Origin of the sequence: Actinomadura sp. 9N215, assembly GCF_044326345.1 — a bacterium.
In the GTDB taxonomy this organism is placed as follows: Bacteria; Actinomycetota; Actinomycetes; order Streptosporangiales; family Streptosporangiaceae; genus Spirillospora.
In genome coordinates this window covers 262737-284589 of sequence record NZ_JBIRBA010000006.1, presented here as the reverse complement: position 1 = coordinate 284589, position 21853 = coordinate 262737, and the positions used below count along the sequence as shown (strand labels likewise).

20 protein-coding genes are annotated in these 21853 nt (G+C 70.5%); 10 read left to right on the top strand and 10 right to left on the bottom strand.

Annotation, left to right across the window (positions count from 1 at the left end; genetic code table 11):
• Positions 1–71: 71 nt before the first annotated feature.
• Both ACH34T_RS13265 and soxR read left to right on the top strand, forming a co-directional pair.
• A complete protein-coding gene (locus tag ACH34T_RS13265; protein ID WP_395992366.1) occupies positions 72–1889 on the top strand; it encodes a phosphoenolpyruvate carboxykinase (GTP) in 1818 nt (605 codons plus the stop codon).
• Positions 1890–2021: 132 nt separating this feature from the next.
• Complete coding sequence (soxR, locus tag ACH34T_RS13260) at positions 2022–2564, top strand: redox-sensitive transcriptional activator SoxR (protein ID WP_395992365.1); 543 nt, start codon at positions 2022–2024, stop codon at positions 2562–2564.
• Between the two features lie 109 nt (positions 2565–2673).
• Here soxR and ACH34T_RS13255 read toward each other — a convergent pair whose 3' ends face one another.
• Positions 2674–5073 (bottom strand): glycoside hydrolase family 65 protein, encoded by a 2400-nt coding sequence (locus tag ACH34T_RS13255; protein ID WP_395992364.1) that lies wholly within the window; start codon positions 5071–5073, stop codon positions 2674–2676.
• A complete protein-coding gene (locus ACH34T_RS13250; RefSeq protein WP_395992438.1) occupies positions 5070–5819 on the bottom strand; it encodes an HAD family hydrolase in 750 nt (249 codons plus the stop codon). The genes ACH34T_RS13255 and ACH34T_RS13250 overlap by 4 nt, the downstream gene beginning before the upstream one ends.
• A 157-nt stretch (positions 5820–5976) precedes the next feature.
• Between ACH34T_RS13250 and gndA the strand changes: the two genes are divergently transcribed.
• Entirely contained in the window at positions 5977–7401 is a 1425-nt protein-coding gene (gene gndA / locus ACH34T_RS13245) for an NADP-dependent phosphogluconate dehydrogenase (protein WP_395992363.1), read from the top strand.
• 47 nt (positions 7402–7448) lie between these two features.
• Here gndA and ACH34T_RS13240 read toward each other — a convergent pair whose 3' ends face one another.
• The 4 genes from ACH34T_RS13240 to ACH34T_RS13225 are packed head-to-tail and all read right to left on the bottom strand — an operon-like array spanning position 7449 to position 11227.
• Entirely contained in the window at positions 7449–8360 is a 912-nt protein-coding gene (locus ACH34T_RS13240) for a TY-Chap domain-containing protein (protein WP_395992362.1), read from the bottom strand.
• The gene (locus ACH34T_RS13235) at positions 8357–10564 is read right to left on the bottom strand and encodes a hypothetical protein (RefSeq protein ID WP_395992361.1); all 2208 of its coding nucleotides are present in this window, start codon (positions 10562–10564) and stop codon (positions 8357–8359) included. The genes ACH34T_RS13240 and ACH34T_RS13235 overlap by 4 nt, the downstream gene beginning before the upstream one ends.
• Positions 10561–10914: a DUF6507 family protein gene (locus tag ACH34T_RS13230; RefSeq protein WP_395992360.1), complete on the bottom strand. Its 354-nt coding sequence runs from the start codon at positions 10912–10914 to the stop codon at positions 10561–10563. The genes ACH34T_RS13235 and ACH34T_RS13230 overlap by 4 nt, the downstream gene beginning before the upstream one ends.
• Positions 10904–11227, bottom strand: a complete 324-nt coding sequence (locus ACH34T_RS13225) for a hypothetical protein (RefSeq protein ID WP_395992359.1) — start codon at positions 11225–11227, stop codon at positions 10904–10906. Before ACH34T_RS13225 ends, ACH34T_RS13230 begins: the two co-directional genes overlap by 11 nt.
• Positions 11228–11448: 221 nt before the next feature.
• Between ACH34T_RS13225 and ACH34T_RS13220 the strand changes: the two genes are divergently transcribed.
• The 6 genes from ACH34T_RS13220 (at position 11449) to ACH34T_RS13195 (ending at position 17191) form a co-directional block, all read left to right on the top strand.
• Entirely contained in the window at positions 11449–11829 is a 381-nt protein-coding gene (locus tag ACH34T_RS13220) for a hypothetical protein (protein ID WP_395992358.1), read from the top strand.
• Positions 11826–12569, top strand: coding sequence for a DUF6177 family protein (locus tag ACH34T_RS13215; RefSeq protein WP_395992357.1), 744 nt, complete (start codon positions 11826–11828; stop codon positions 12567–12569). The genes ACH34T_RS13220 and ACH34T_RS13215 overlap by 4 nt, the downstream gene beginning before the upstream one ends.
• A complete protein-coding gene (locus ACH34T_RS13210; protein ID WP_395992356.1) occupies positions 12566–12886 on the top strand; it encodes a DUF6177 family protein in 321 nt (106 codons plus the stop codon). Before ACH34T_RS13215 ends, ACH34T_RS13210 begins: the two co-directional genes overlap by 4 nt.
• Positions 12887–12952: 66 nt before the next feature.
• A complete protein-coding gene (locus tag ACH34T_RS13205; RefSeq protein ID WP_395992355.1) occupies positions 12953–13549 on the top strand; it encodes an HD domain-containing protein in 597 nt (198 codons plus the stop codon).
• Between the two features lie 301 nt (positions 13550–13850).
• The gene (locus ACH34T_RS13200) at positions 13851–16352 is read left to right on the top strand and encodes a DEAD/DEAH box helicase (RefSeq protein ID WP_395992354.1); all 2502 of its coding nucleotides are present in this window, start codon (positions 13851–13853) and stop codon (positions 16350–16352) included.
• A 17-nt stretch (positions 16353–16369) separates the two neighbouring features.
• Positions 16370–17191 (top strand): carbon-nitrogen hydrolase family protein, encoded by an 822-nt coding sequence (locus ACH34T_RS13195; protein WP_395992353.1) that lies wholly within the window; start codon positions 16370–16372, stop codon positions 17189–17191.
• Positions 17192–17285: 94 nt separating this feature from the next.
• Here ACH34T_RS13195 and ACH34T_RS13190 read toward each other — a convergent pair whose 3' ends face one another.
• Complete coding sequence (locus ACH34T_RS13190) at positions 17286–18491, bottom strand: NAD(P)/FAD-dependent oxidoreductase (RefSeq protein WP_395992352.1); 1206 nt, start codon at positions 18489–18491, stop codon at positions 17286–17288.
• 251 nt (positions 18492–18742) lie between these two features.
• Between ACH34T_RS13190 and ACH34T_RS13185 the strand changes: the two genes are divergently transcribed.
• A complete protein-coding gene (locus ACH34T_RS13185) occupies positions 18743–19585 on the top strand; it encodes an LLM class flavin-dependent oxidoreductase (protein WP_395992351.1) in 843 nt (280 codons plus the stop codon).
• Between the two features lie 22 nt (positions 19586–19607).
• Here the strand turns inward: ACH34T_RS13185 and ACH34T_RS13180 are convergent, their stop codons facing one another.
• Genes ACH34T_RS13180 through ACH34T_RS13170 form a run of 3 tightly spaced genes read right to left on the bottom strand, consistent with a single transcriptional unit; the run spans position 19608 to position 21800 of the window.
• Positions 19608–20987, bottom strand: a complete 1380-nt coding sequence (locus ACH34T_RS13180) for an FAD-binding oxidoreductase (protein WP_395992350.1) — start codon at positions 20985–20987, stop codon at positions 19608–19610.
• Between the two features lie 29 nt (positions 20988–21016).
• Complete coding sequence (locus tag ACH34T_RS13175; protein WP_395992349.1) at positions 21017–21562, bottom strand: Clp protease N-terminal domain-containing protein; 546 nt, start codon at positions 21560–21562, stop codon at positions 21017–21019.
• 4 nt (positions 21563–21566) lie between these two features.
• On the bottom strand, positions 21567–21800 hold the full coding sequence (locus tag ACH34T_RS13170; RefSeq protein WP_395992348.1) for an RNA polymerase subunit sigma-70: 234 nt from the start codon (positions 21798–21800) through the stop codon (positions 21567–21569).
• Positions 21801–21853: the final 53 nt, after the last annotated feature.

Genomic DNA, 21853 nt, shown 5'->3' with positions numbered 1-21853 from the left:
AGACCAAATGGCAAAAACGACGGGTCTTGTTCATCATGCAAACATCCTGCGAACAGCTGAAGGAGTTGCCCGTGTCCAACCAGGTCCCCGGGGCCGACCAGGCCCCTACCGGCCACACCGAACTGACTGAGTGGGTACGCGGGATCGCCGAGCTGACCAAGCCCGACCGCGTCGAATGGTGCGACGGCTCGGACGCCGAATGGGAGCGGCTGACCGGGCTTCTCGTCGACCAGGGCACGCTCACGCGCCTCGACCCGGCGAAACGGCCCAACAGCTTCTACGCCGCGTCCGACCCGACCGACGTCGCCCGGGTCGAGGACCGCACGTTCATCTGCTCCGAGAAGCAGGAGGACGCCGGCCCCACCAACAACTGGATCGCCCCGGACGAGATGCGCGACACCCTCGGCGGCCTCTTCGACGGCTGCATGAAGGGCCGCACCATGTACGTGGTGCCGTTCTGCATGGGGCCGCTCGGCGGCAACATCTCGCAGCTCGGTGTGGAGATCACCGACTCCGCCTACGTCGCCGTGTCCATGCGGATCATGACGCGGATGGGCGCCGGCGCGCTGCGGCTCATCGAGGAGCGCGGGTCGTTCGTCAAGGCCGTCCACTCCGTCGGCGCCCCGCTGGAGCCCCGTCAAACGGACGCCAAATGGCCGTGCAATTCCACCAAATACATCACGCACTTCCCCGAGACGCGGGAGATCTGGTCGTACGGGTCCGGGTACGGCGGCAACGCGCTGCTCGGCAAGAAGTGCTACGCGCTGCGGATCGCGTCCACGATGGCGCGCGACGAGGGCTGGATGGCCGAGCACATGCTCATCCTCAAGCTCACGCCACCGGAGGGCGAGACCCGCTACGTCGCGGCCGCGTTCCCGTCGGCGTGCGGCAAGACCAACCTCGCCATGCTGGAGCCGACCATCCCTGGCTGGAAGGTCGAGACGATCGGCGACGACATCGCCTGGATGCGGTTCGGCGACGACTCCCGCCTCTACGCGATCAACCCGGAGGCAGGGTTCTTCGGCGTCGCGCCCGGCACCGGCGAGAGCACCAACGCCAACGCCGTGAAGACGCTCTGGGGCAACAGCATCTTCACGAACGTCGCGCTCACCGACGACGGCGACGTGTGGTGGGAGGGCCTCACCGACGAGCCGCCCGCGCACCTCACCGACTGGCGGGGCAACGACTGGACGCCCGACTCCGAGACCCCGGCCGCGCACCCGAACGCCCGGTTCACCACCCCGGCCGGGCAGTGCCCGATCATCGCCGACGAGTGGGAGGACCCGAAGGGCGTCCCGATCTCCGCGATCCTGTTCGGCGGGCGGCGGGCGTCCGCCGTCCCGCTCGTCACCGAGTCGTTCGACTGGCAGCAGGGCGTGTTCCTCGGCGCGAACGTCGCGTCCGAGAAGACCGCCGCCGCCGAGGGCAAGGTCGGCGAGCTCCGCCGCGACCCGTTCGCCATGCTGCCGTTCTGTGGCTACAACATGGGCGACTACTTCGGTCACTGGCTCGACATCGGCAAGGCCACGAACCCGGAGAAGCTGCCGCGGATCTACTACGTCAACTGGTTCCGCAAGAACGCCGACGGCAGGTTCATCTGGCCGGGCTTCGGGGAGAACAGCCGCGTCCTGAAGTGGATCGTCGAGCGGCTCAACGGGCAGGCCGACGCCGTCAAGACCCCGATCGGGCACCTGCCGACCCGCGAGGCGCTCGACACCGAAGGACTCGACCTCGACGACGCCGACCTCGACACGCTGCTGTCCGTCGACACCGAGGTGTGGAAGCAGGAGGCCGCCCTCGTCCCCGAGCACTTCGACAAGTTCGGCGACCACATGCCGAAGGCGCTGTGGGACGAGTACCACGACCTCGTCCGCCGCCTGGAGCACTAGACCGGCCCATCGGCCGCCGCAGACCGGCTCGCCGCCGCGCGCCCGCCCGCCGACGACCTCGGCGGGCGGGCGTTTGCCTCCGCCCCCTCCCCGGAAACCTCTACCGCGGTTGAGGTCGCATAGGATGCGGTCATGACGCGGCTTGAGCACCGGTTGCACGAACTGACCGTGGGGCAGCTCGCCGAGCGGAGCGGCGTGGCCGTCTCGGCGCTGCACTTCTACGAGTCCAAGGGCCTGATCAGCAGCCGCCGCACGGCGGGCAACCAGCGGCGCTTCAGCCGCGACACGCTCCGCCGCGTGTCGTTCATCAAGGTCTCGCAGCGGGTCGGCATCCCGCTCAGCGACATCCGCGACGCGCTCGGCACCCTCCCCGAGGAACGCACCCCCACGGTGGACGACTGGGCGCGCCTGTCGGAGAACTGGCGGACCGCCCTCGACGACCGCATCCGCCAGCTCGAACGCCTCCGCGACGACCTCACCGACTGCATCGGCTGCGGCTGCCTGTCGATCAACAAGTGCGCCCTCGCCAACCCCTACGACCGGCTCGGCGACGAGGGCCCGGGGCCGCGGCGGCTCCTCGTCCGGCACGGCACGTCCGGCCGGCCGCCGGCGGACGACAGGGCCGTGCGCGACGCCCCCAACCCCTGCCACGCCGACGCCTGCCCCACCGACTGACCGGCCAGCGCGTCATGGTGGGGGACGGCCCCCACGCCCCCACAACGACACGCTGACCGTCGTCGTCCACTCCGCCGACGCTCCGCGGGTGCTCCGCTCCAGGCGCCGGTCAGCGGCGGCGGGGGCCGCGGCCGTGGGGGTCGATGCGGCGGGGCATCGGCTCGCGGCCGGACGGCTGCGCCGGCGCCGGGCGGGCCTGGATCTGCTCGATCGGCAGCTCGACCGGCTCGTCCGCCAGCGTGAACGGCTCGCCGTGGTGCCACAGCTTGATGCCCGGGCCGTCCAGCAGCTCGTAGGACGCGGCCTCCGCCGTCACGTTGACCTTGACCAGGCTGCCGCGGTACCGCATCCGGAACGCCAGCCGGCTGATGCCGCCCGGCAGCCGCGGCGCGAACCGCAGCTTGCCGCGGCCCGCCCGCATCCCGCCGAACCCGGCGACGAGCCCGCTCCACGCCCCCGCCATCGACGCGATGTGCAGCCCGTCGCGGGTGTTGCGGTTCAGGTCGTGCAGGTCCATCAGGGCGGTCTCGCCGAGGTAGTCGTGCGCCAGCTCCAGCTGCCCGACCTCCGCCGCCACGACCGCCTGCGTCTGCGCCGAAAGCGACGAGTCACGGACCGTCAGACCCTCGTAGTAGGCGAAGTCGCGGACCTTCTGCTCCTCCGTGAACGCCTCCCCGCACAGGTGCAGCGCCAGGACGAGGTCGGCCTGCTTCACCACCTGCTTCCGGTACAGGTCGAAGTACGGGAAGTTCAGCAGCAGCGGATAGTGGTCGGGCTTGGTGGCGGCGAAGTCCCAGCGGGCGTGGTTGGTGAACCCCTCGCTCTGCGGGTGGACGCCCAGCCGGTCGTCGTACGGGATCAGCATCGCGGCCGCCGCGTCCCGCCACGACGCGGCCTCCTCGGCGTCCACGCCCAGCCGGTCGGCGACGTCCGGATGGCGCATCGCCATCTCCGCGGCCTCCTGGAGATTCCGGCGCGCCATGAGGTTGGTGTAGATGTTGTTGTCGACGATGGCGCTGTACTCGTCGGGGCCGGTGACGCCGTCGATGCGGAACACGCCGCCGACGTCGTGGTGGCCGAGGCTCCGCCACAGCCGGGCGGTCTGCACCAGGATGTCCAGGCCGACCTCCCGCTCGAACTGGTCGTCCTCCGTCGCGTCCACGTACCGGACGACGGCGTCGGAGATGTCGGCGTTGATGTGGAACGCGGCCGTCCCGGCGGGCCAGTAGCCCGAGCATTCGTGGCCGCGGATCGTCCGCCACGGGAACGTCGCGCCGTCCAGGCCGAGCTGGGTGGCGCGCTCCACCGCGAGCGGCAGCGTCATGTGCCGCCACGCGAGTGCGTCCGCGGCCGCGCCCGGCGACGTGTACGTCAGGACGGGCATCACGAACGTCTCGGTGTCCCAGAACGTGTGGCCGTCGTAGCCGGGCCCCGTCAGGCCCTTGGCCGGGATCATGCGGCGCTCCGCGCGCGCGCCCGCCTGCAGGACGTGGAACAGCCCGAACCTGACCGCCTGCTGGATCTCCGCGTCGCCCTCGACCTCGACGTCCGCGCCCTCCCAGAACCCGTCCAGGTACTCGCGCTGCTCGTCGAGCAGCCCGTCCCAGCCGGTCTGCCGCGCGCCCGCCAGCGCCCCGACCACCTGGTCGTGCAGCGCCGGACGCGACCGCCGGCTCGACCACCCGTACGCGATGTACTTCACGATGCGCAGCCGCTGCCCGGGCTCCAGGCGCGTCGCGACCGTCAGCCGGCCCACGTCCTTGGAGCTCTCGGTGTCGATCGCCATCGACTTCGGGCCCTCGATCTCGTGCGACATGCCCGCCGCCATCCGCAGCCCGCTCTGCCGCGTCCGGTGCAGGAGCAGGACCTTCGTGCCGTTGGCGACGTGCTCCTCGCTGACCAGCGGGCTCTCCAGGATCGCGGACGAGCGCGGATCCTTCCCGCCGCCCGGCAGCGCCTCGTTCGCGACCAGCTCCGACTGCGCGACCACCCGGACGGCCTCGTCCACCGGCTCGACCTCGTAGCAGATCGCCGCGACGGCCCGCTGCGTCAGCGACACGATCCGGACCGACGTCACCTTGATCGTCTTGTCGGCCGGGGACGTCCACTCCACATGCCGGGTGAGCGTGCCCTCCCGCATGTCCAGGATCCGCTCGTGGTGCAGGACGCGCCCGTACCGGACGTCGAGCGGCTCGTCGTCCACCAGCAGCCGGATCACCTTGCCGTTGGTCACGTTGATGACCGTCTGGCCCGACTCCGGATACCCGTAGGCCGTCTCCGCGTGCGGCAGCGGGCGCTGCTCGAAGAACGAGTTCAGATACGTGCCGGGCAGCCCGTGCGGCTCTCCCTCGTCGAGGTTGCCGCGCATCCCGACATGCCCGTTGGACAGCGCGAACACCGACTCGCTCTGGGCCAGCCTGTCCAGCCGCAGCTCCGGCTCGCGCACGCACCAGGGCTCCACCGTGAACACGGGCCGGTCGGCCGGGTTCAGCCCTTCCGCGTCTGTCACTTGCCCTCCATCAGCTCGGACAGGTCGGAGACCACGATGTCGGCGCCGTGCTCGGCGAGGGCCTTGGCGTGCGCGTCGTCCACCCGGTTGACGCCCACCACGTAGGCGAACCCGCCGGCCCGCCCCGCCTCGACGCCGGCGAGCGCGTCCTCGAACACCACCGCCTGCTTCGCCTGGACGCCGACCTCCTGCGCCCCCACCAGGAACATGTCCGGGGCCGGCTTCCCCGGCAGGTTCCGCTCGGCCGCGACGACGCCGTCGACCCGCGCGTCGAACAGGCCGGTGATGCCGACCGTCCGCAGCACCTGGACGGTGTTCGCGCTCGACGACACCACCGCCGTCTTCAGCCCCGCCTTGCGCGCCGCGCGGACGTAGTCGATCGACCCGTCGAACGTCTCGACGCCCTTCTCCTCGATCAGCCGCAGGACGAGCGCGTTCTTGCGGTTGCCGAGCCCCCGGACCGTCTCGTTCTCGGGCGGATCGTCCGGGTCGCCCTCCGGCAGCTCGATGCCGCGCGACTGCAGGAACGAGCGCGTCCCGTCCTCGCGCTTCTTGCCGTCGACGTACCGGCCGTAGTCCTTGACCGGGTCGAACTCTGTGAAGGGCCCGCCGTCGCGGCCCGCCCGCTCGCGCAGGTAGCCGTCGAACATCTCCTTCCAGGCGGCGGCGTGCACGGCCGCCGTCCTGGTCAGCACCCCGTCGAGATCGAAGAGACACGCCGCCGCCTCGTCCGGCAGTCCCAGCATTCGCACCCCCTGGAGAATGACACTGTTGAAACGATCCTCGACGCGCGTCCCGTTCCCGCGTACGGCGCGGACATGCGATGGCCGGCGCTCGAACGGGAGGATCATGGACCCGCGTACAACCCCTTGATCAGGGTGGCACACGAGGAGGAGCGATCCAATGGAAACGGCGCGTATCGGAGTCACGGGCCTCGCGGTGATGGGCCGCAACCTGGCCCGCAACCTCGCCCGGCACGGGCATCCCGTCGCCGTCCACAACCGCACCCCGGCCAGGACCAAGTCCCTCGTGGACGAGTTCGGCCACGAGGGCGCGTTCCTCCCGGCCGACACGCCGGAGAGGTTCGTCGCGTCGCTCGAACGCCCCCGCCGCCTGGTGATCATGGTGAAGGCGGGCGGCCCGACCGACGCCGTCATCGACGAGTTCGCGCCCCTCCTCGACCCCGGCGACATGATCGTCGACGGCGGCAACGCCAACTTCACCGACACCCGCCGCCGCGAATCCGTCCTCCGCGACCGCGGCATCCATTTCGTCGGCGCCGGCATCTCCGGCGGCGAGGAGGGCGCGCTGCACGGCCCCAGCATCATGCCGGGCGGCTCCGCCGCGTCCTACGAGGCGCTCGGCCCGCTCCTGGAGGACATCTCCGCCAAGGTGGACGGCACGCCCTGCTGCACCCACGTCGGCCCCGACGGCGCCGGACACTTCGTGAAAATGGTGCACAACGGCATCGAGTACGCCGACATGCAGCTGATCGCCGAGTCCTACGACCTGCTCCGGCACGCCGCCGGCCTCACCCCCGCCGAGATCGCCGAGGTCTTCCGCACCTGGAACACCGGCCGCCTCGGCTCCTACCTCATCGAGATCACCGCCGAGGTCCTCGCGCACACCGACGCCGCCACCGGCCGCCCGTTCGTGGACGTCGTCCTCGACCAGGCCGAGCAGAAGGGCACCGGCCGCTGGACCGTCCAGACCGCCCTCGACCTCGGCGTCCCGGTCGGCGGCATCGCCGAGGCGGTCTTCGCCCGCAGCGTCTCCGGCCACGCCGCCCTCCGCGAGGCGTCCCAGAACCTCCCCGGCCCGCGACGTGCGCCCGCCGCGGGCCCGGACTTCGCCGACGCCGTCGAGCGGGCCCTGTACGCGTCCAAGATCGTCGCCTACGCGCAGGGCTTCCACGAGATCCAGGCGGGCAGCGCCGAGTACGGCTGGAACATCGACCTCGGCGCCATGGCCGCCATCTGGCGCGGCGGCTGCATCATCCGCGCCCGCTTCCTCGACCGCATCCGCGCCGCCTACCAGGCCGACCCGCAGACCCCGACCCTGCTGACCGACCCCCACTTCACCGAGGCGGTCGGCGAAGCCCAGGACGCCTGGCGCGACGTCGTCGGCACGGCCGCCAGACTCGGCATCCCGGCCCCCGGCTTCTCCACGGCCCTCGCCTACTACGACGCGCTCCGAGCCCCACGCCTCCCCGCCGCCCTCACCCAGGGCCAACGCGACTACTTCGGCGCCCACACCTACCGCCGCGTAGACCGCGAAGGCGCCTTCCACACCCTCTGGGGCACCGACCGCACCGAAGTCACCTCCTGACTCACCGGAGCCCTCGCCCACCGAGGTGACGCGAGGGCTCCGCACGGTCACTCGGTCATCTCGGGCTTCAACCTCAGCTTGTGCATGTAGATCTTCTCGCCCGTTTCCGATTGCCAGGCCCGGTACTGCAGCGCGGCCGGCTCCGTGACGCCGCGCCATTTGCGGAGAGCGACTATGACCGCGTCGGCCAATGCCCTGATCTGTTCTGGCGTCTGCGGGGAAGTAGGCGAGAGACCCCGCTCGTGGGACGCCCCCGCTGGCGCCGGAGGCCGCCGGCCGCCCGCCGCGATCTCCTCTTCCGGTGAATCGTCGACGGCCAGCGTGGCGACGAGCCCCCCCTCGTCCCTGACGAATCGAATGTGGCGACGGTGGTCCGGGTCGCCGTCTTCGGAGATCATCAGTTGCGCCCCCTCCGGAAGGGCGGGCAACTCCCGTTCAAGACCTTTGGCCAGTTCGGCCCAGTCCAGTTCGTCGAGTTCGGCGAGCGTCTCCGGGGCACGTGGTTCGTCTTTCAGGTGGTCGGAGAGCCGGCCGCGACGAATGCCGAGGAAGTCGACATCAATGAACCCCGCCCCATCGCGGGAGAAGATGTTCCCTCGCTCGAACAGCAGCATGAGCGGCTCAAACGGATTCGGCAAGTCGGGGAGGGGGGCGCCTGCGTCCGACAGCGCTGCGAAGTGGAGGGCGTATTCGATCGTTCGCCTGGTAATCGAATTGACCCATATGGGCAGGCCACTCTCTATCCGTTGCAGCGCTTCCGGACTTGCCCGCACGGCTGGGTCGACCATTGCGGCGACGTCGGAGAAGAGCCACCCGCCCGAGTATTCCTTGGCCCACAGAGCCGAACGGCGCAGATACTCTTCCATGAGCAGCGCCTGCGACACTCTTTGATCCGCCCGCTCGGTCCAGTTGATCTGCAGGAGGCGCTCCACAAGGGCGTTGACGCGATTTTCGGTCATCGGGCCCCTTTCATGATGAGCTCGGCGAGGTCGTTGATGTTCGATAGATCGTCGGCGAGCTCGAAGTCCCTTGGCGGCTCCCTGTCCATGTCACGATACGCCACCCAGGGATCGCCGCCCTTGTCGCTCGGTGCCAGGTCGTGGGCTCCGTAGTGCTCCGAGGTGGGTCTGTTCATGCCATTTTCGTTGTAGGCGCCCGGGTGAGCCGAGCGATAAGGAAATCCCTGTTCCATCAGACGACGCTCTACCGCTTCGTGCGTGATCAGATTACGGAATTCCACCTTCTCGTACGCGGTGAGTTCGCCGCGAGTGGCCTTGATCCAGAGGTCTCCGATCTCCGCCATGGGCGTGAATTTTCCTCTGTTGGCTCGGTTGGGTCCGAGCGGCACGTCATGTTCCTGGAAGAAAAGATGCTGTTTGACGTGGTCGAGTACATCCTTGTTGATGCCAGTATGGTGGGCGATGTCTTGAGTGTCGTGGGGGCTGTTGCGTATCTCTTGGTAGTCGTGTACGGCGTCGTAGCTCTCGGGCACATCGGCGTACTTGTTTCCGTACTCATCAATGTAGTGGCCGTGCTCGTAGGTCCAACCCTTGGGTACATGGCGGCCTGTGTAGGGGTCATAGAAGCCCTTCTCGTGCTTCTCCCCAGGGTCGTCGTTGACGAGAGGCCGATCGTCGTCTTGGCGGGCACCGGCAGCGTCGGTCCCGTCGTTCCCAGATGCCTCGATGTCCTCGCCATCCCGACCGCGCTCGCTCGGCGGTTCGTCACCCGTCGGGGTCTGTCCTTCATCCGGTGGGTTCTCGCTGTCCGGCGTGGGCGGCTGGTTCTCGTCACGATCTGGTGCGGTCTTCGCCGGGCCTTGCGGGTCGCCGGGCTCGGCGCTGGACGGATCGGATCGATCGCCGCCGGACTTGGGGGTGTTGTCGCCGTGATCGGGAGGTTTGCCTGGACCGGGTTCGTCGTGGGACCCGTGGATGTCGTGGTGGCGGCCACCGACGCCGACGGGAACCTGCTTCCTGGGGTCGGGTAAGGGGTCGGGGCGGCCGCCGGGGGCCGGGTCGAGCTGCTTGAACCTGTCGTCGTAGCCGCCGAGTTCGCCGAGCTCGTCGATGTCACGCTGCATGCGCTTGACAACCTCGCCGATGGTCGGCGGTTGGCCTCCGCCGGGCGGGTTGTCGATGTCGCCGGGATCGACGGGCTCGGGCTGGTTGCCGTCACCGTCGCCGTCTTGGCCGCGGTCGTGATGTCGGCCGAGGCCCAGGAAGCCCTTGACCCCCGCTCCTGCTCCGAGGGTGACGGCGGCCAGTGCCGCGTTGATGCCGGCGGTGGTGATGACGTATCCGGGGCGCTCGTCCCATTCGCGCCAGGGCACAAAACCGTGAACCAGCTCTTTCCAGTTGTCTCCCGCGGTGCCGAGATCGGGCGGGCCCCACCCGTCCTTGCCGTGGGCTCCGGCGAGCCCGGCGATCCCTTCGATCTTGCCCGTCCAGGCGCCGCTGAAGTTGTCCCACCAATCGCCGAAGCCTTCCAGACCGGTGAGGCCACCGTTCTCGTCGAACAGGCCGGTGAGGCCGCCGAGTTCCTTGGCGATGCCGCCGACGAGGTCGCCGCCGGCGTCGAGAGCGTCTCCCCACCAGGGTTTGTCCTGGCCGCCGGCGTTGCCCCAGGGTGTCTCGACGCCGTCAAGGTTGGCGGTGGCGGGGTTGATGCCGGTGAGGGGGGCACCACCGACGAGCGCGGTGATCTTGTTGGCGCACTCGATCTCTCGCGCCTTGTACTCCAGGGCCGCGTGGGTGACGGCACGGACCAGGCCGTCGTTCTCTTCGGCGAGGTCCTCGTCAGCGCGCCAGTCGTCGCCCGCGACCTTGGCGCGGAAGGCGTCGGCCATGGCCGCGAGGCTGCGGAAGCGGTCCAGACTGGCCTTGGCGACGTGGGCGAACTCGATGAGCGCCGCGCCCGCTGCAGCGGTCCCCTCTTGAAATTCGTTTCCCGCGGCGGGTACCGGGGAGATCGCGGCGATCAGTTCGTCGGCCTCGGGCGAGTGGTAAAAGCCCCGTAACCTGCGCCAGGCGGCGTCGATGTCGTGCCCGGTCGCGGCAATGGCTTTGCCGTCTTTGATCAGTGCGCGCCCGAACTGTTCCACTTGGCCGGGGTCGACCTTGGGGACGGGAAAGGCGGAGGGGTCGATCAGCCCGTCGCTCACTGGCCGACCGCCTTGATCCGGGGGGCGGGAGCGTGTATCGCGCTCTGTTGCGCCTGTTCTGCCATCTCGCGGTCAGCGAGCAGATACGCCTTGGTGGCCTTGCTCGCCCCGGTGACGCAGCTGAAGGTCTTGGCTCCCATACCGAGTAGGGTCCGGGAGTAGTCGTTGAAGAACTCACCGAGCGCATGGGTGATGATCTTGCTCTGGGTGGCTTCCGCGGCGCCCTTGACGTTGTTGCCGAACCTGCGGGCCTCGCCCGCCAGGCCCTCGCCTCCGGCGACTTGGTGGGTGACTTTGCCGAGCACGTCCGCTACCCCGTGGGGCTCGATGTCCCAACCCTTAAGTGCCATCTACCATTCCTTTCACCGGTCGGCCTGGAGCGGGTCCGCCGAACCGGCTCGGGCGGAAGTCGGCGGGAGGTGTTCCGGAAAGGGGCTCGTCCCGACCTCGGGCGGTCTCGTAGGCGGCGACGAATGCGTTGAGTTCCGATATGTCGTCGATCATCTGGTCGGCGGTCGCCTTGAATCTCGCCCACAGTTCCGCCACCAGCGTCTCGAGGTCGGCGGGTTCGTCGGTGGCCGGCGGTTCGTCGATGTGCGGGGGAACGGATGAAGGTTCGGGCTGGAGATCGGCTTCCGGCACGTCGACCGGCTCGAATTTCATCGCCTCACCCCGTGCGAGTCTCGGTAACGCCGAGCATCGGCCTCGTGAAGCCGGCGCGGTCATCGGACTTGATCACGCGTTGACTCCTGGCATTATGCACTGGGTGGCCATATTCCGTCATGACTTTACTGTCAGCACAGATTTGGTGGAATATCACGGAACCATGTCTCCGCGGAGAGCGTCGCGCTCGCTGGAAGATCTGTGATCGGGGAGGGAGGGTCGTGACCTACGACGTGGTCGCGTTGACCGAACGGGCGCCGGACAAGCTCACCCTGGCGGCCTGCATGGCGCACATGGATCCCGGCCTGCGCGTGCGCAGTGCGGGTGGAGGCGCCGTGGTCCAGCTCTGCGACGACGACGGCGAGCCGCTTCTGAGCATCGAGGCGGCCCAGCGGGTGGAGGTTGAGGGAGAGGTCGAACGCCTGCTCGGTCCGGAGAGCACCCAAGGGCTCTCCGTCCCCTACTGGTGGGTCGAGGCCCGCGCGTCCCGGGAAGGCGAACGGCCCGCCGCGCTCGCTCGCGCGTTCGCAGAAGAGCTCGTCCGGCTGCTGGGCGGACGGGTCTGGTGCGAGCGTCCGGTGTCCCCGGAGGGCGGGCGATGACGCGTCCTCCGGCGGTGGACACGATGACCGACCGTGCCTCCGTCATCGTGCATGAGCGCTCGCTCGTGCCCCTGACGTCCTGGCTGATGGACGCACTGACGGCGAGCGCGGCCAGCGGCCGGGCAGTCCAGATTCTCACCGTGCCCACCACGCGGATCACCGCGCCGCTGCGCCTGGTCCTCGGTGCCTCCGACGGCCGATGGGTTGTTCAGGAGCCCGGCGAGGCCGGTTACTACGACGGGCTGTCAGGCCTGCCGCTCACTTGGGACGGCTCAGCGTTCGTCCCCGTGAACCGCTCCGCGCCGCAAGGTCCGTCGCCGTCGTTTCTCCGGGAGGGCGCCGGCTCCGTCGGCCATCTGAGAGTGGAACTGCGGGTCACCCAGCCGGCCGCCGCGGACCTCGATCTCGGCGGCGCCCTGGAGGCACTCGCCGCGACCGTCACCGGCACGGCTCCCACGAACTGGGGATCCAGCGAACCCGCCCTCTTCGCGTGGCGGCGCGGCGACGTCACCGGCCTGTGCCGCCGCCGCGCGCCCCGGCCCACATTCCTGGTCTTCGTCGGTCAGGACCGGACCGGCTGCCCCGCCGTCATCGGCACCCAGCGGGTGGAACGCGTCCCGTCCGGCGTCAAGGAGTCCATCACCTTCGTCGCCGGCTACGACGCCGGCCGGCCCGCGCCCGTCGATGAACTCGCCGATCTCGCCGACACGTTCGCCCGTACCGGGACCTGGTCACCATGACGGCCTATCAGGGCATCGGCCGTCCCGATCTCACGTACGCCCCGGTCTGGACCGGGGCGCCCTCCCCGATCGGGCTGGCGGTGGGCCCCTCGGGTGTCGCCGAGATGGGACTCACGCACGCCTTGGCCGCTCCCGTTCCCGGCCGCGTGATCGGCGCCTCGGGCGCACCCGCACTCTGGTATCGGCTCGCCGGCGAGCCTGGTGTTCCGATCTGGCCGCGCTTCACCAAGCTCATGCGCCACCTCACCGCGACCACTACCTCAGGCGGAATCGGTACCGCGACGCCTCTCGTGGAGCGACGCGAGCCGGGGGGATAGGGCATGCCCGATGCGTCCCGCCCGAGAGCAGGGCGTTCCACGGGCCGGGTGCGTAGGCTGAGCCGGGTGCGGATTCCGGGCGATGAACAGATTCGGGCCCTGCATGAGCGGTGTGCGCCTAGTGCGGAGGCGTTTGAGCTTGTGTGGACGCATTGTGTGATCGTGTGCGAGGTCGCCGAGCGGATCATGGACGATGGCGGGCTCGACCTCGACAAGGAGCTCGTCCGGGCCGGGTGCCTGCTGCATGATGTCGGCGTCTACCGGCTCTACGACGTCAACGGGGAAATCGACCACGAGGGTTACGTCCGGCACGGGGTGCTGGGGCATGAGTTGTTGCGTGATGAGGGCTTTCCCGGGGAGATCTGCCGGTTCTGTTCTCGGCACACCGGTGTCGGGCTGACGCGGGACGACGTCGAGAGGCAGCGGCTTCCGCTGCCCGCTGGCGACTACACCGCCGAGTCCGGTGAGGAGCGGCTGGTGATGTACGCGGACAAGTTTCACAGCAAGACCAATCCGCCGACCTTTGTGACGGCCGATTCCTTTGCCGTCCGCGTGCGGCGGTTCGGGGCCGACAAGGTCGCGGCCTTCGAGGCGATGCGCCAGCGGTTCGGGGAGCCTGATCTCACAGCGCTCGCGGACGACTTCGGGCACAACATCGTGTGACCTCGGGCGTGCCCCCGTGTGTCCTCTTTCTTGGAGAACGTCCAGGTCAGGGGTGTGATCTGGGGAGTGCAGGGAGGAGGTCACAGGAGCGCACGGCCAAGGGTGGTGGAGCCGGGTCAGCCTGAGCTCGTTCGTCCGAGAGGGAACGGGAGCGGGGCATGCAGACGGTGGCGGAGCTGGCGCCGGTGGTCGGTGGGGTGCTCAATGTTGTGGCGGCGGGGATCGGGATCGCGGTCGCGGTCGTCGCGGGGCGGCGGAGGGGGTGACGCGGGCAGGGCGCGGGACGGGGCAGGATGGAGGGGTGAGCCTTATTGATGAGCTTCCCTCTGGAAATGATGCCGATTCGCTGTTCGAGGCGTTCGAGCGGTGGGTGTCGGGGCGCGGGATCACGTTGTATCCCGCGCAGGAGGAGGCGCTCATCGAGGTCGTGTCGGGGGCGAACGTGATCCTGTCGACGCCGACCGGGTCGGGGAAGAGCCTGGTGGCGGCGGGGGCGCTGTTCGCGGGGCTGGGGAAGGACCAGGTCGGGTTCTACACGGCGCCGATCAAGGCGCTGGTGTCGGAGAAGTTCTTCGACCTGTGCGAGATGTTCGGGCGCGAGAACGTCGGCATGATGACCGGCGACGCCAGTGTGAACGCGGACGCGCCCATCGTCTGCTGCACGGCGGAGGTGCTGGCCAACATCGCGTTGCGGGACGGCGCCCAAGCGGACATCGGTGTCGTGGTCATGGACGAGTTCCATTTCTACGCCGAGCCCGAGCGGGGGTGGGCGTGGCAGATTCCGCTGCTGGAGCTGCCGCAGGCGCAGTTCCTCCTGATGTCGGCGACGCTCGGCGACGTGTCGTTCTTCCAGAAGGATCTGGCCCGCCGGACGGGACGGCAGACCGCGCTGGTGACGTCCGCGGAGCGGCCCGTCCCGCTGATCTACGACTACCGGGTGACGCCGCTGCACGAGACGATCGAGGAGCTGCTGGCCGAGCAGAAGGCGCCGGTGTACCTGGTGCATTTCACGCAGGCGGCGGCGATCGAGCGGGCGCAGTCGCTGATGAGCATCAACGTGTGCACGAAGACGGAGAAGGCGCGGATCGCGGAGCTGATCGGCAACTTCCGGTTCACGACGAAGTTCGGGCGGAACCTGTCGCGGTTCGTCCGGCACGGGATCGGGGTGCACCACGCGGGGATGCTGCCGAAGTACCGGCGGCTGGTGGAGCGGCTCGCGCAGGCCGGGCTGCTGAAGGTCATCTGCGGGACGGACACGCTGGGCGTCGGCGTCAACGTGCCGATCAGGACCGTGGTGTTCACCGCGCTCAGCAAGTACGACGGGCACCGGGTGCGGCGGCTCCGCGCACGGGAGTTCCACCAGATCGCGGGGCGGGCCGGGCGCGCCGGGTTCGACACGGTCGGGTTCGTCGTCGCGCAGGCGCCCGAGCACGTGGTGGAGAACGAGAAGGCCCTGGCCAAGGCGGGCGACGACCCCAAGAAGCGGCGGAAGGTGCAGCGCAAGAAGCCGCCCGAGGGGTTCGTCGGCTGGGACGAGGACGTCTTCGCGAAGCTGCAGGAGGCCGAGCCGGAGATGCTCCGGTCCCGGTTCCAGGTCAGCCACGCGATGCTGCTGTCGGTGATCGCGCGTCCGGGCAACGCGTTCCAGGCGATGAAACGGCTGCTGACCGACAACCACGAGGAGCCCGCGGCGCGGCGCAAGCACATCTCGCGGGCGATCGCGATCTACCGGTCGCTGCTGGCGGGCGGTGTCGTGGAGGTGCTGCCCGAGCCCGACGACATGGGACGGTACGCGCGCATCACCGTCGACCTGCAGGAGGACTTCGCGCTCAACCAGGCGCTGTCGACGTTCGCGCTGGCGGCGTTCGAGGTGCTGGACCCGTCGTCGCCGTCGTACGCGCTGGACGTCCTGTCGGTCATCGAGGCGACGCTGGAGGACCCGCGGCAGATCATCGCTGCGCAGCTCAACAAGGCGCGCGGCGAGGCCGTCCAGGAGATGAAGGCGGAGGGCATCGAGTACGAGGAGCGGATGGAGCTGCTCCAGGACGTCGACCATCCGAAGCCGCTGGAGGACGAGCTCGACGCCGCGTACGAGATCTACCGGGCCGGGCACCCGTGGGTGGGCGACCATCCGCTGCGTCCCAAGTCGGTGGTGCGCGACATGTACGAGCGGGCGATGACGTTCACCGAGTACATCGGGTACTACGAGCTGGCGCGGGGCGAGGGGCTCGTCCTGCGGTACCTGTCGGGGGCGTACAAGGCGCTGCAGCAGACCGTCCCGGAGTCGATCAAGACCGATGACCTGATCGACCTGATCGAGTGGCTGGGGGAGCTGGTCCGGCAGGTCGACTCCAGCCTGCTGGACGAGTGGGAGCAGCTCGCCAACCCGCAGGACGACGACCTGGACGAGCCGATCGAGGAGCGGGTCACGAGGGTGACGGCGAACGCGCGGGCGTTCCGGGTGCTGGTGCGCAACGCGATGTTCCGGCGGGTGGAGCTGGCGGCGCTGGAGCGGTACCGCGAGCTCGGCGAGCTGGACCCCGACTTCGGCGCCGACGCCTGGGCGGACGCGATGGACGGCTACTTCGCCGAGCACGACGAGCTGTTCACCGGCCCCGACGCGCGGGGCCCGAAGCTGCTGCAGATCGAGGAGGTCCCGGAGGACGCGCTGTGGCGTGTCCGGCAGGTGTTCGACGACCCCGAGGGCCACCACGACTGGGGCGTCCGCGCCGAGGTGGACCTGGCGGGCTCGGACCAGGAGGGCGAGGCCGTCATCCGTGTGACCGGCGTCGACCGGATGTGAGACGGAAGGGATTGGGCATGGTGCAGGTCGCGGTGGCGCAGTTCGCGCCCGGTGTCGACAAGGACGAGAACCTGGCGGCGATCCGCAAGCTGGCGGGCGAGGCGACCGGTCGGGGCGCGCACGTCGTGGTGTTCCCCGAGTTCGCCATGTTCACGGCGCCGAAGCTGGACGAGCGTTTCGTCGACTCGGCGGAGCCGCTCGACGGCCCGTTCGTCGCGGGCCTCGCCGAGCTGGCGGGGCGGCTCGGCGTGCACGTCGTCGCGGGCATGAACGAGCGGCTGGACGAGCGGCTGGCCGAGGCCGACCGTCCGGGCCGGATCTCCAACACGCTGCTGGCGGTCGGCCCGGGCGGCGACGTCGTCGCCGAGTACCGCAAGATGCACCTGTACGACGCGTTCGGCTACAAGGAGTCGGCGCTGGTCCGGCCCGGCGAGATCGGGGAGCCGGAGACGTTCACCGTCGAGGGCGTGACGTTCGGGATGCAGACCTGCTACGACGTCCGGTTCCCCGAGGTGACGCGGCGGATCGTGGACGCGGGCGCCGACGTGCTGGCGCTGCCCGCCGACTGGGTGCCGGGCCCGCTGAAGGAGGACCACTGGCGGACGCTCGTCCGGGCCCGCGCGATCGAGAACACGATGTACGTGGCCGCCGCCGGGCAGTGCGCCCCGACCGGCGCCGGCAACAGCATGATCGTGGACCCGATGGGCGTGGTGGCGGCCGGGGTCGGTGAGGGCACCGGCGTGGCGTCCGCCGAGGTCTCGGCGGGGCGGGTCGCGGCCGTCCGGGAGACGAATCCGGCGCTCGGGTTGCGCAGATTCGCCGTCACCCGCGCGGAGTGAGCGCCGTCACCCGCGCGGAGTGAGCGCCGTCACCCGCGCGGAGTGAGCGTCGTCACCCGCGCGGGGTGAGCGGGGGTCCGCGGTGCGGGGCGGGTCAGCCTCTCCGGTGCGCGGACGTGCGGGACGGCGCCCTGCCGCGCTCGCCCCGCACCAGTCGCCGGCGCTTGTCGTCCTTGAGCCGCCAGGAGTACTTGCCGGGCCGGCGCGCCTCGTGCGTCAGCTCCCTGACCACGCCCTTCGCGGCGGCCTCCTTGATCTTCGCGCCGAGGCGGCCGCCGATGCAGAGGCCCTTCGCGGTGTCGTCCCTGGCGGCGAGCTGTGCGGTGGCGGCGTGCCGGCCCAGGCTGATGCACATGCCGGCGAACGCCACGTTGATGGGTGCGGGCCGCTCACCGGCGATCCGGCTGAGGACCGTGTCGGCGGCGTGCGCGCCCTGCCGTTCGGCGGCGAAACAGCTCATCCGGAAGGGCAGTCCGGACGGGGCCGCCGCGTCCCCGGCCGCGACGATGCGCAGGTCGTCCACGCTGGTCAGCGTCTCGTCCGTGAGCAGGCGCCCGACGGCGTCGGTGCTCAGCCCGCTCCGTGCGGCCAGGTCGGGGACGCCGAACCCGGCGGTCCAGATGGTGATCTCGCTTGCGAGCGTCCGGCCGTCGTCGAGCCGCACGGCGTCGCGCGTCACGGCGGTCACCTTCGTGCCGGGGCCGTCGAGCACGGTCACGCCGAGCTTGGCCAGCCGTTTGGCGACCGAACGCCGGCCCCGAGGGTGCAGGTAGGGGCCGAGCACCGTGCCACAGACGAGGGTCACGGCGCGGCCCGGCTCCGCCAGTTCGGCGGCGGTCTCGATGCCGGTCGGACCGGCTCCGACCACCGTCACCGCCGCCGCGGGCGCGGAGTCGAGGACCTGCCGCAGCCGCAGCGCCTCCTCCAGCCGGTTGATCGGGTAGGCGAACTCGGCCGCACCCGGCACGCCGGGGGCGTTGCCGCCGCTTCCCACCGCGTAGATCAGATGGTCGTAGCCGGCCGTCGCGCCGATCGCCGTCGTCACGCTGCGCTCGGTGACGTCGATCCGGGTCACGGTGTCGACCGCGAGCCGGACGCGGTCGGCCAGCAGGTCCTGGTAGTCGACGACCGCGCCGTGGGACCCGGCCACCAGCTGGTGCAGCCGGAGCCGTTCCACGAAGGCCAGTCGCTCGTTGAACAGGGTCACGTTCACGTCGTCGCGCTGCGTCAGGCGATTGGCCGCCATGACGCCCGCGTATCCGCCGCCGATCACGATCAGATCGGTGTTTCTCCTGGACATGGGCCTACGTTCCCAGGGGCTCGGCCTTGGGGCACCCGGCGTGACCGATAGAAGACAGCGCGTGACCGATAGCCTTGTCTGCCGTGGGCCGGAAAAGCCCACCACGGGTGTGCCGCACTTTTCGAGCCGATTCCGGGCGCTCGTCGGGCCTGGCGCGGACTCGGAGTCGCCTTGGCGAAGGGCCGCCTTGACAATTGAGTGAGCACTCACTCAAATAGAGGCCATCGACAACGGCTACGGGGAGGCGCGGGATGGCTGATCGGCGGTTCCGGTTCGCGGTGATGGCGGCGTGGGCGCGCGACGGCGCCGGCTGGGCGGCACAGGCGCGGCGCGCGGAGGAGCTCGGGTACGCGACGCTGCTGACGCCCGACACGTCCGGCACGGCCATGCCGGCGGCGGCGCTGGCCGCGGCGGCGGGGGCGACGACGACGCTGCGGGTCGGCACCTTCGTGCTGAACGTCGCGACCCGGCCGGTGCACATGATCGCGTGGGAGGCCGCGTCGCTGGCGTTCGCGACCGGCGACCGGTTCGAGCTCGGGATCGGCGCCGGACGCCCCGGCGGCGAGGAGGACGCGGAGATCTTCGGCGTCCCCTACGGCGCCCCCGCCGAGCGCATCGCCCGCGTGGAACAGGTGATCGACGCCGTCGCGCGCCCGCCGGAGGCCCTGTTCGCCGGGACGGGCACTCCGCAGCGCGTGCTGGTCGCCGCGTCCCGGCCGCGGATGCTGGAGCTCGCCGCGCGGCGCGCGGACACCGTCGCGTTCGGCGTCCCGCCGCTGACCGGCGACGCGCGGCTCGGCGAGCTCGTGGACGTCGTCCGCCGGGCGGCGGGGGAGCGGTTCGACGAGGTGGAGCTGTGCACGCAGGTCCACGTCGTCGGCGACGAGGTGCCCGCGTGGCTGGGCCGCCAGATGGACGTCGACCCGGCCGCGATGGCGTCGTCCGGCGCGATCGCGATGCTGTCGGGGACGCCGCGGCGGATGGCCGACACGCTCGCCAGGCGCCGGGACGAGCTGGGCGTGTCGTACGTGTCGGTGTCGTCGGCGTTCGTCGAGGAGTTCGCGCCCGTCGTGGAACTGCTCGCCGGAGGCTGACCGCCAGCGGCGGGGGGCGGGGTCAGGGGGTGCCGATGACCTTTCCCGGGTTGAAGATGCCCGCCGGATCCAGGGCGTCCTTGACCGCGTGGTGCATGGCGATGACGGCCGGGGACACCTCGTCGCGCAGGCCGCGGCGCTTGAGCAGGCCGACGCCGTGCTCGCCGGTTACGGTGCCGCCGAGCGCGATGGCGTCGGCGATGATCTCGTCGAAGGCGCGCTGCGCCCGGACGCGGGCGTCGTCGTCGCCCTGCGGGGTGACGATCAGCGGGTGCAGGTTCCCGTCGCCCGCGTGCGCGACGTTGGCGATGTGGACGTCGTTGCGCGCGGCGGTGGCCTCGACGCGGGTCAGCATCTCCGGGAGGAGGCCGCGCGGGACGCACACGTCCTCCGTCAGGAGGGTGCCGAGGCGTTCGAGCGCCTGGTGGCTGAGCTTGCGGGCGGAGAACAGCGCCTCGGCCTCGTCCTCGTCGGACGAGCGGGTGCTCCACGTCGCGCCCGCCTCCTCGAACAGCCGGGCCATGGCGTCGGCCTCCGCGTCCCCGGCCTCGCCCGGCACGTCGGTGCGGCCGAGGAGCAGGACGTTCGCGTCCGCCGACAGGCCCATGTTGCGCCACGCGTCGACGGCCTCCAGGACGTGCCGGTCCATCAGCTCCAGCGCGCTCGGCACGATCCCGGCCGCGATGACCTTGCCGACCGCCGCGCCCGCGGCCTGCAGGGTGTCGAAGTACCCGACGACCGTGCGCTCGGCGGAGCGGGCGCCGCGCAGCCGCACGGTCACCTCGGTGACCACGCCGAGCGTCCCCTCGGAGCCGACCATGAGTCCGCACAGGTCGTACCCGGCGACGCCCTTGGCGGTGCGGCGGCCGAGCCTGACCACCTCGCCGCGTCCGACGACCGCCTCCACGGCCAGGACGTAGTCGCGGGTCACGCCGTACTTGACGCAGCACAGCCCGCCCGCGTTGGTGGCGACGTTCCCGCCGATCGTCGACCACGGCGCGCTGGACGGGTCCGGCGGATACCAGAGGCCGCGCTCGGCGCACGCCTGCCGCAGCGTGTCGTTCACGACGCCCGCCTGGACGACCGCGAGCCGCTCGTCGGCGTCGATCTCGACGATGTCGTCCATCGCCTCCAGGGACAGCAGCACGCATCCGTCCAGCGCGTTCGCGCCGCCGGACACCCCGGTGCCCGCGCCGCGCGGCACGAGCGGGACGCCGTGCTCGGCGCAGGTCGCCACGACGTTCCGCACGTCTTCGGTCGATCCGGCGCGGACGAGGACGGCCGACGTCCCGTAGGGCGCCCAGGCCGCCTCGTCGTGCGCGTAGGAGGAGATCACGTCCGGATCGGTGACGATCCGGTCGGCGGGGACGAGGCCGCGCAGCGAGTCCAGGAAATCCGACATGTCCCCAAGAAATCACACGTGCGGGGGGTTCAGGCCGCTCGGGACGCCATCAGCCGGTCGATGTCGGCGCGCAGCGCCTCGACGTCCACGCCGGCCTCGGTCGCGATCCGTGCCGACAGGAAGGCGTCGTCGTGCAGGAGGCCGAGCAGGATGTGCCCGTCGCGGATCTCCTTCTGCTTGAGCCTGATCGCGTGCCGCAGGCTCAGCTCCAGGACCTTCTTGGCCTTCGGCGTGAACGGGATGTGGCCCTTCGGGCCTCGGCATTCGCGGGCGGGGACGTCCAGGGCGCCCGCCCCGAAGGTCCGCTCGGTGGCCTCCCGGACGGCGTCCAGGTCGATGCCGAGCGTGCTCAGCGCCTCGGGGTCGAGCGGGTCCTCGCTGCGCCGGACGATCCGGGCCCGCACGCCGGACGCGTCCAGACCGTGCCGCGCCGCCGTCCTGGTGACCTCGCCGTTCTCGTCCAGCAGGGTGAGGAGCAGGTGCTCGGTGCCGATGTGGCGGTGCCGCAGCTCCCGTGCCTCCGCCTGGGCGCCGACGACGATCCGCCGCGCGCCGTCGGTGAAACGCTCGAACATCGCGCTAGTCCTCCTTCCTGAGAATGCGGCGTTTGCCGCCGTGCTTCTTGTGGACGGCCTGCCGGCTCACGCCGAGGCAGACCGCGATGTCCTGCCAGGAATAGCCCTGGTCGCGGGCGCTGGCGACCTGGAGGGCCTCCAGTCGTTCGGCCAGCTCGCGCAGCGCCCGTACGGCCCGCAGCCCGACCGCGGGATCCCGGCTGCTCGCCTCCTGGGCGAGCGTCACTCCATCGCTCATGGTGTCAATGTAGGTTGACGCCCGCCTGTTGTCAACCGATGTTGACGCTTTCG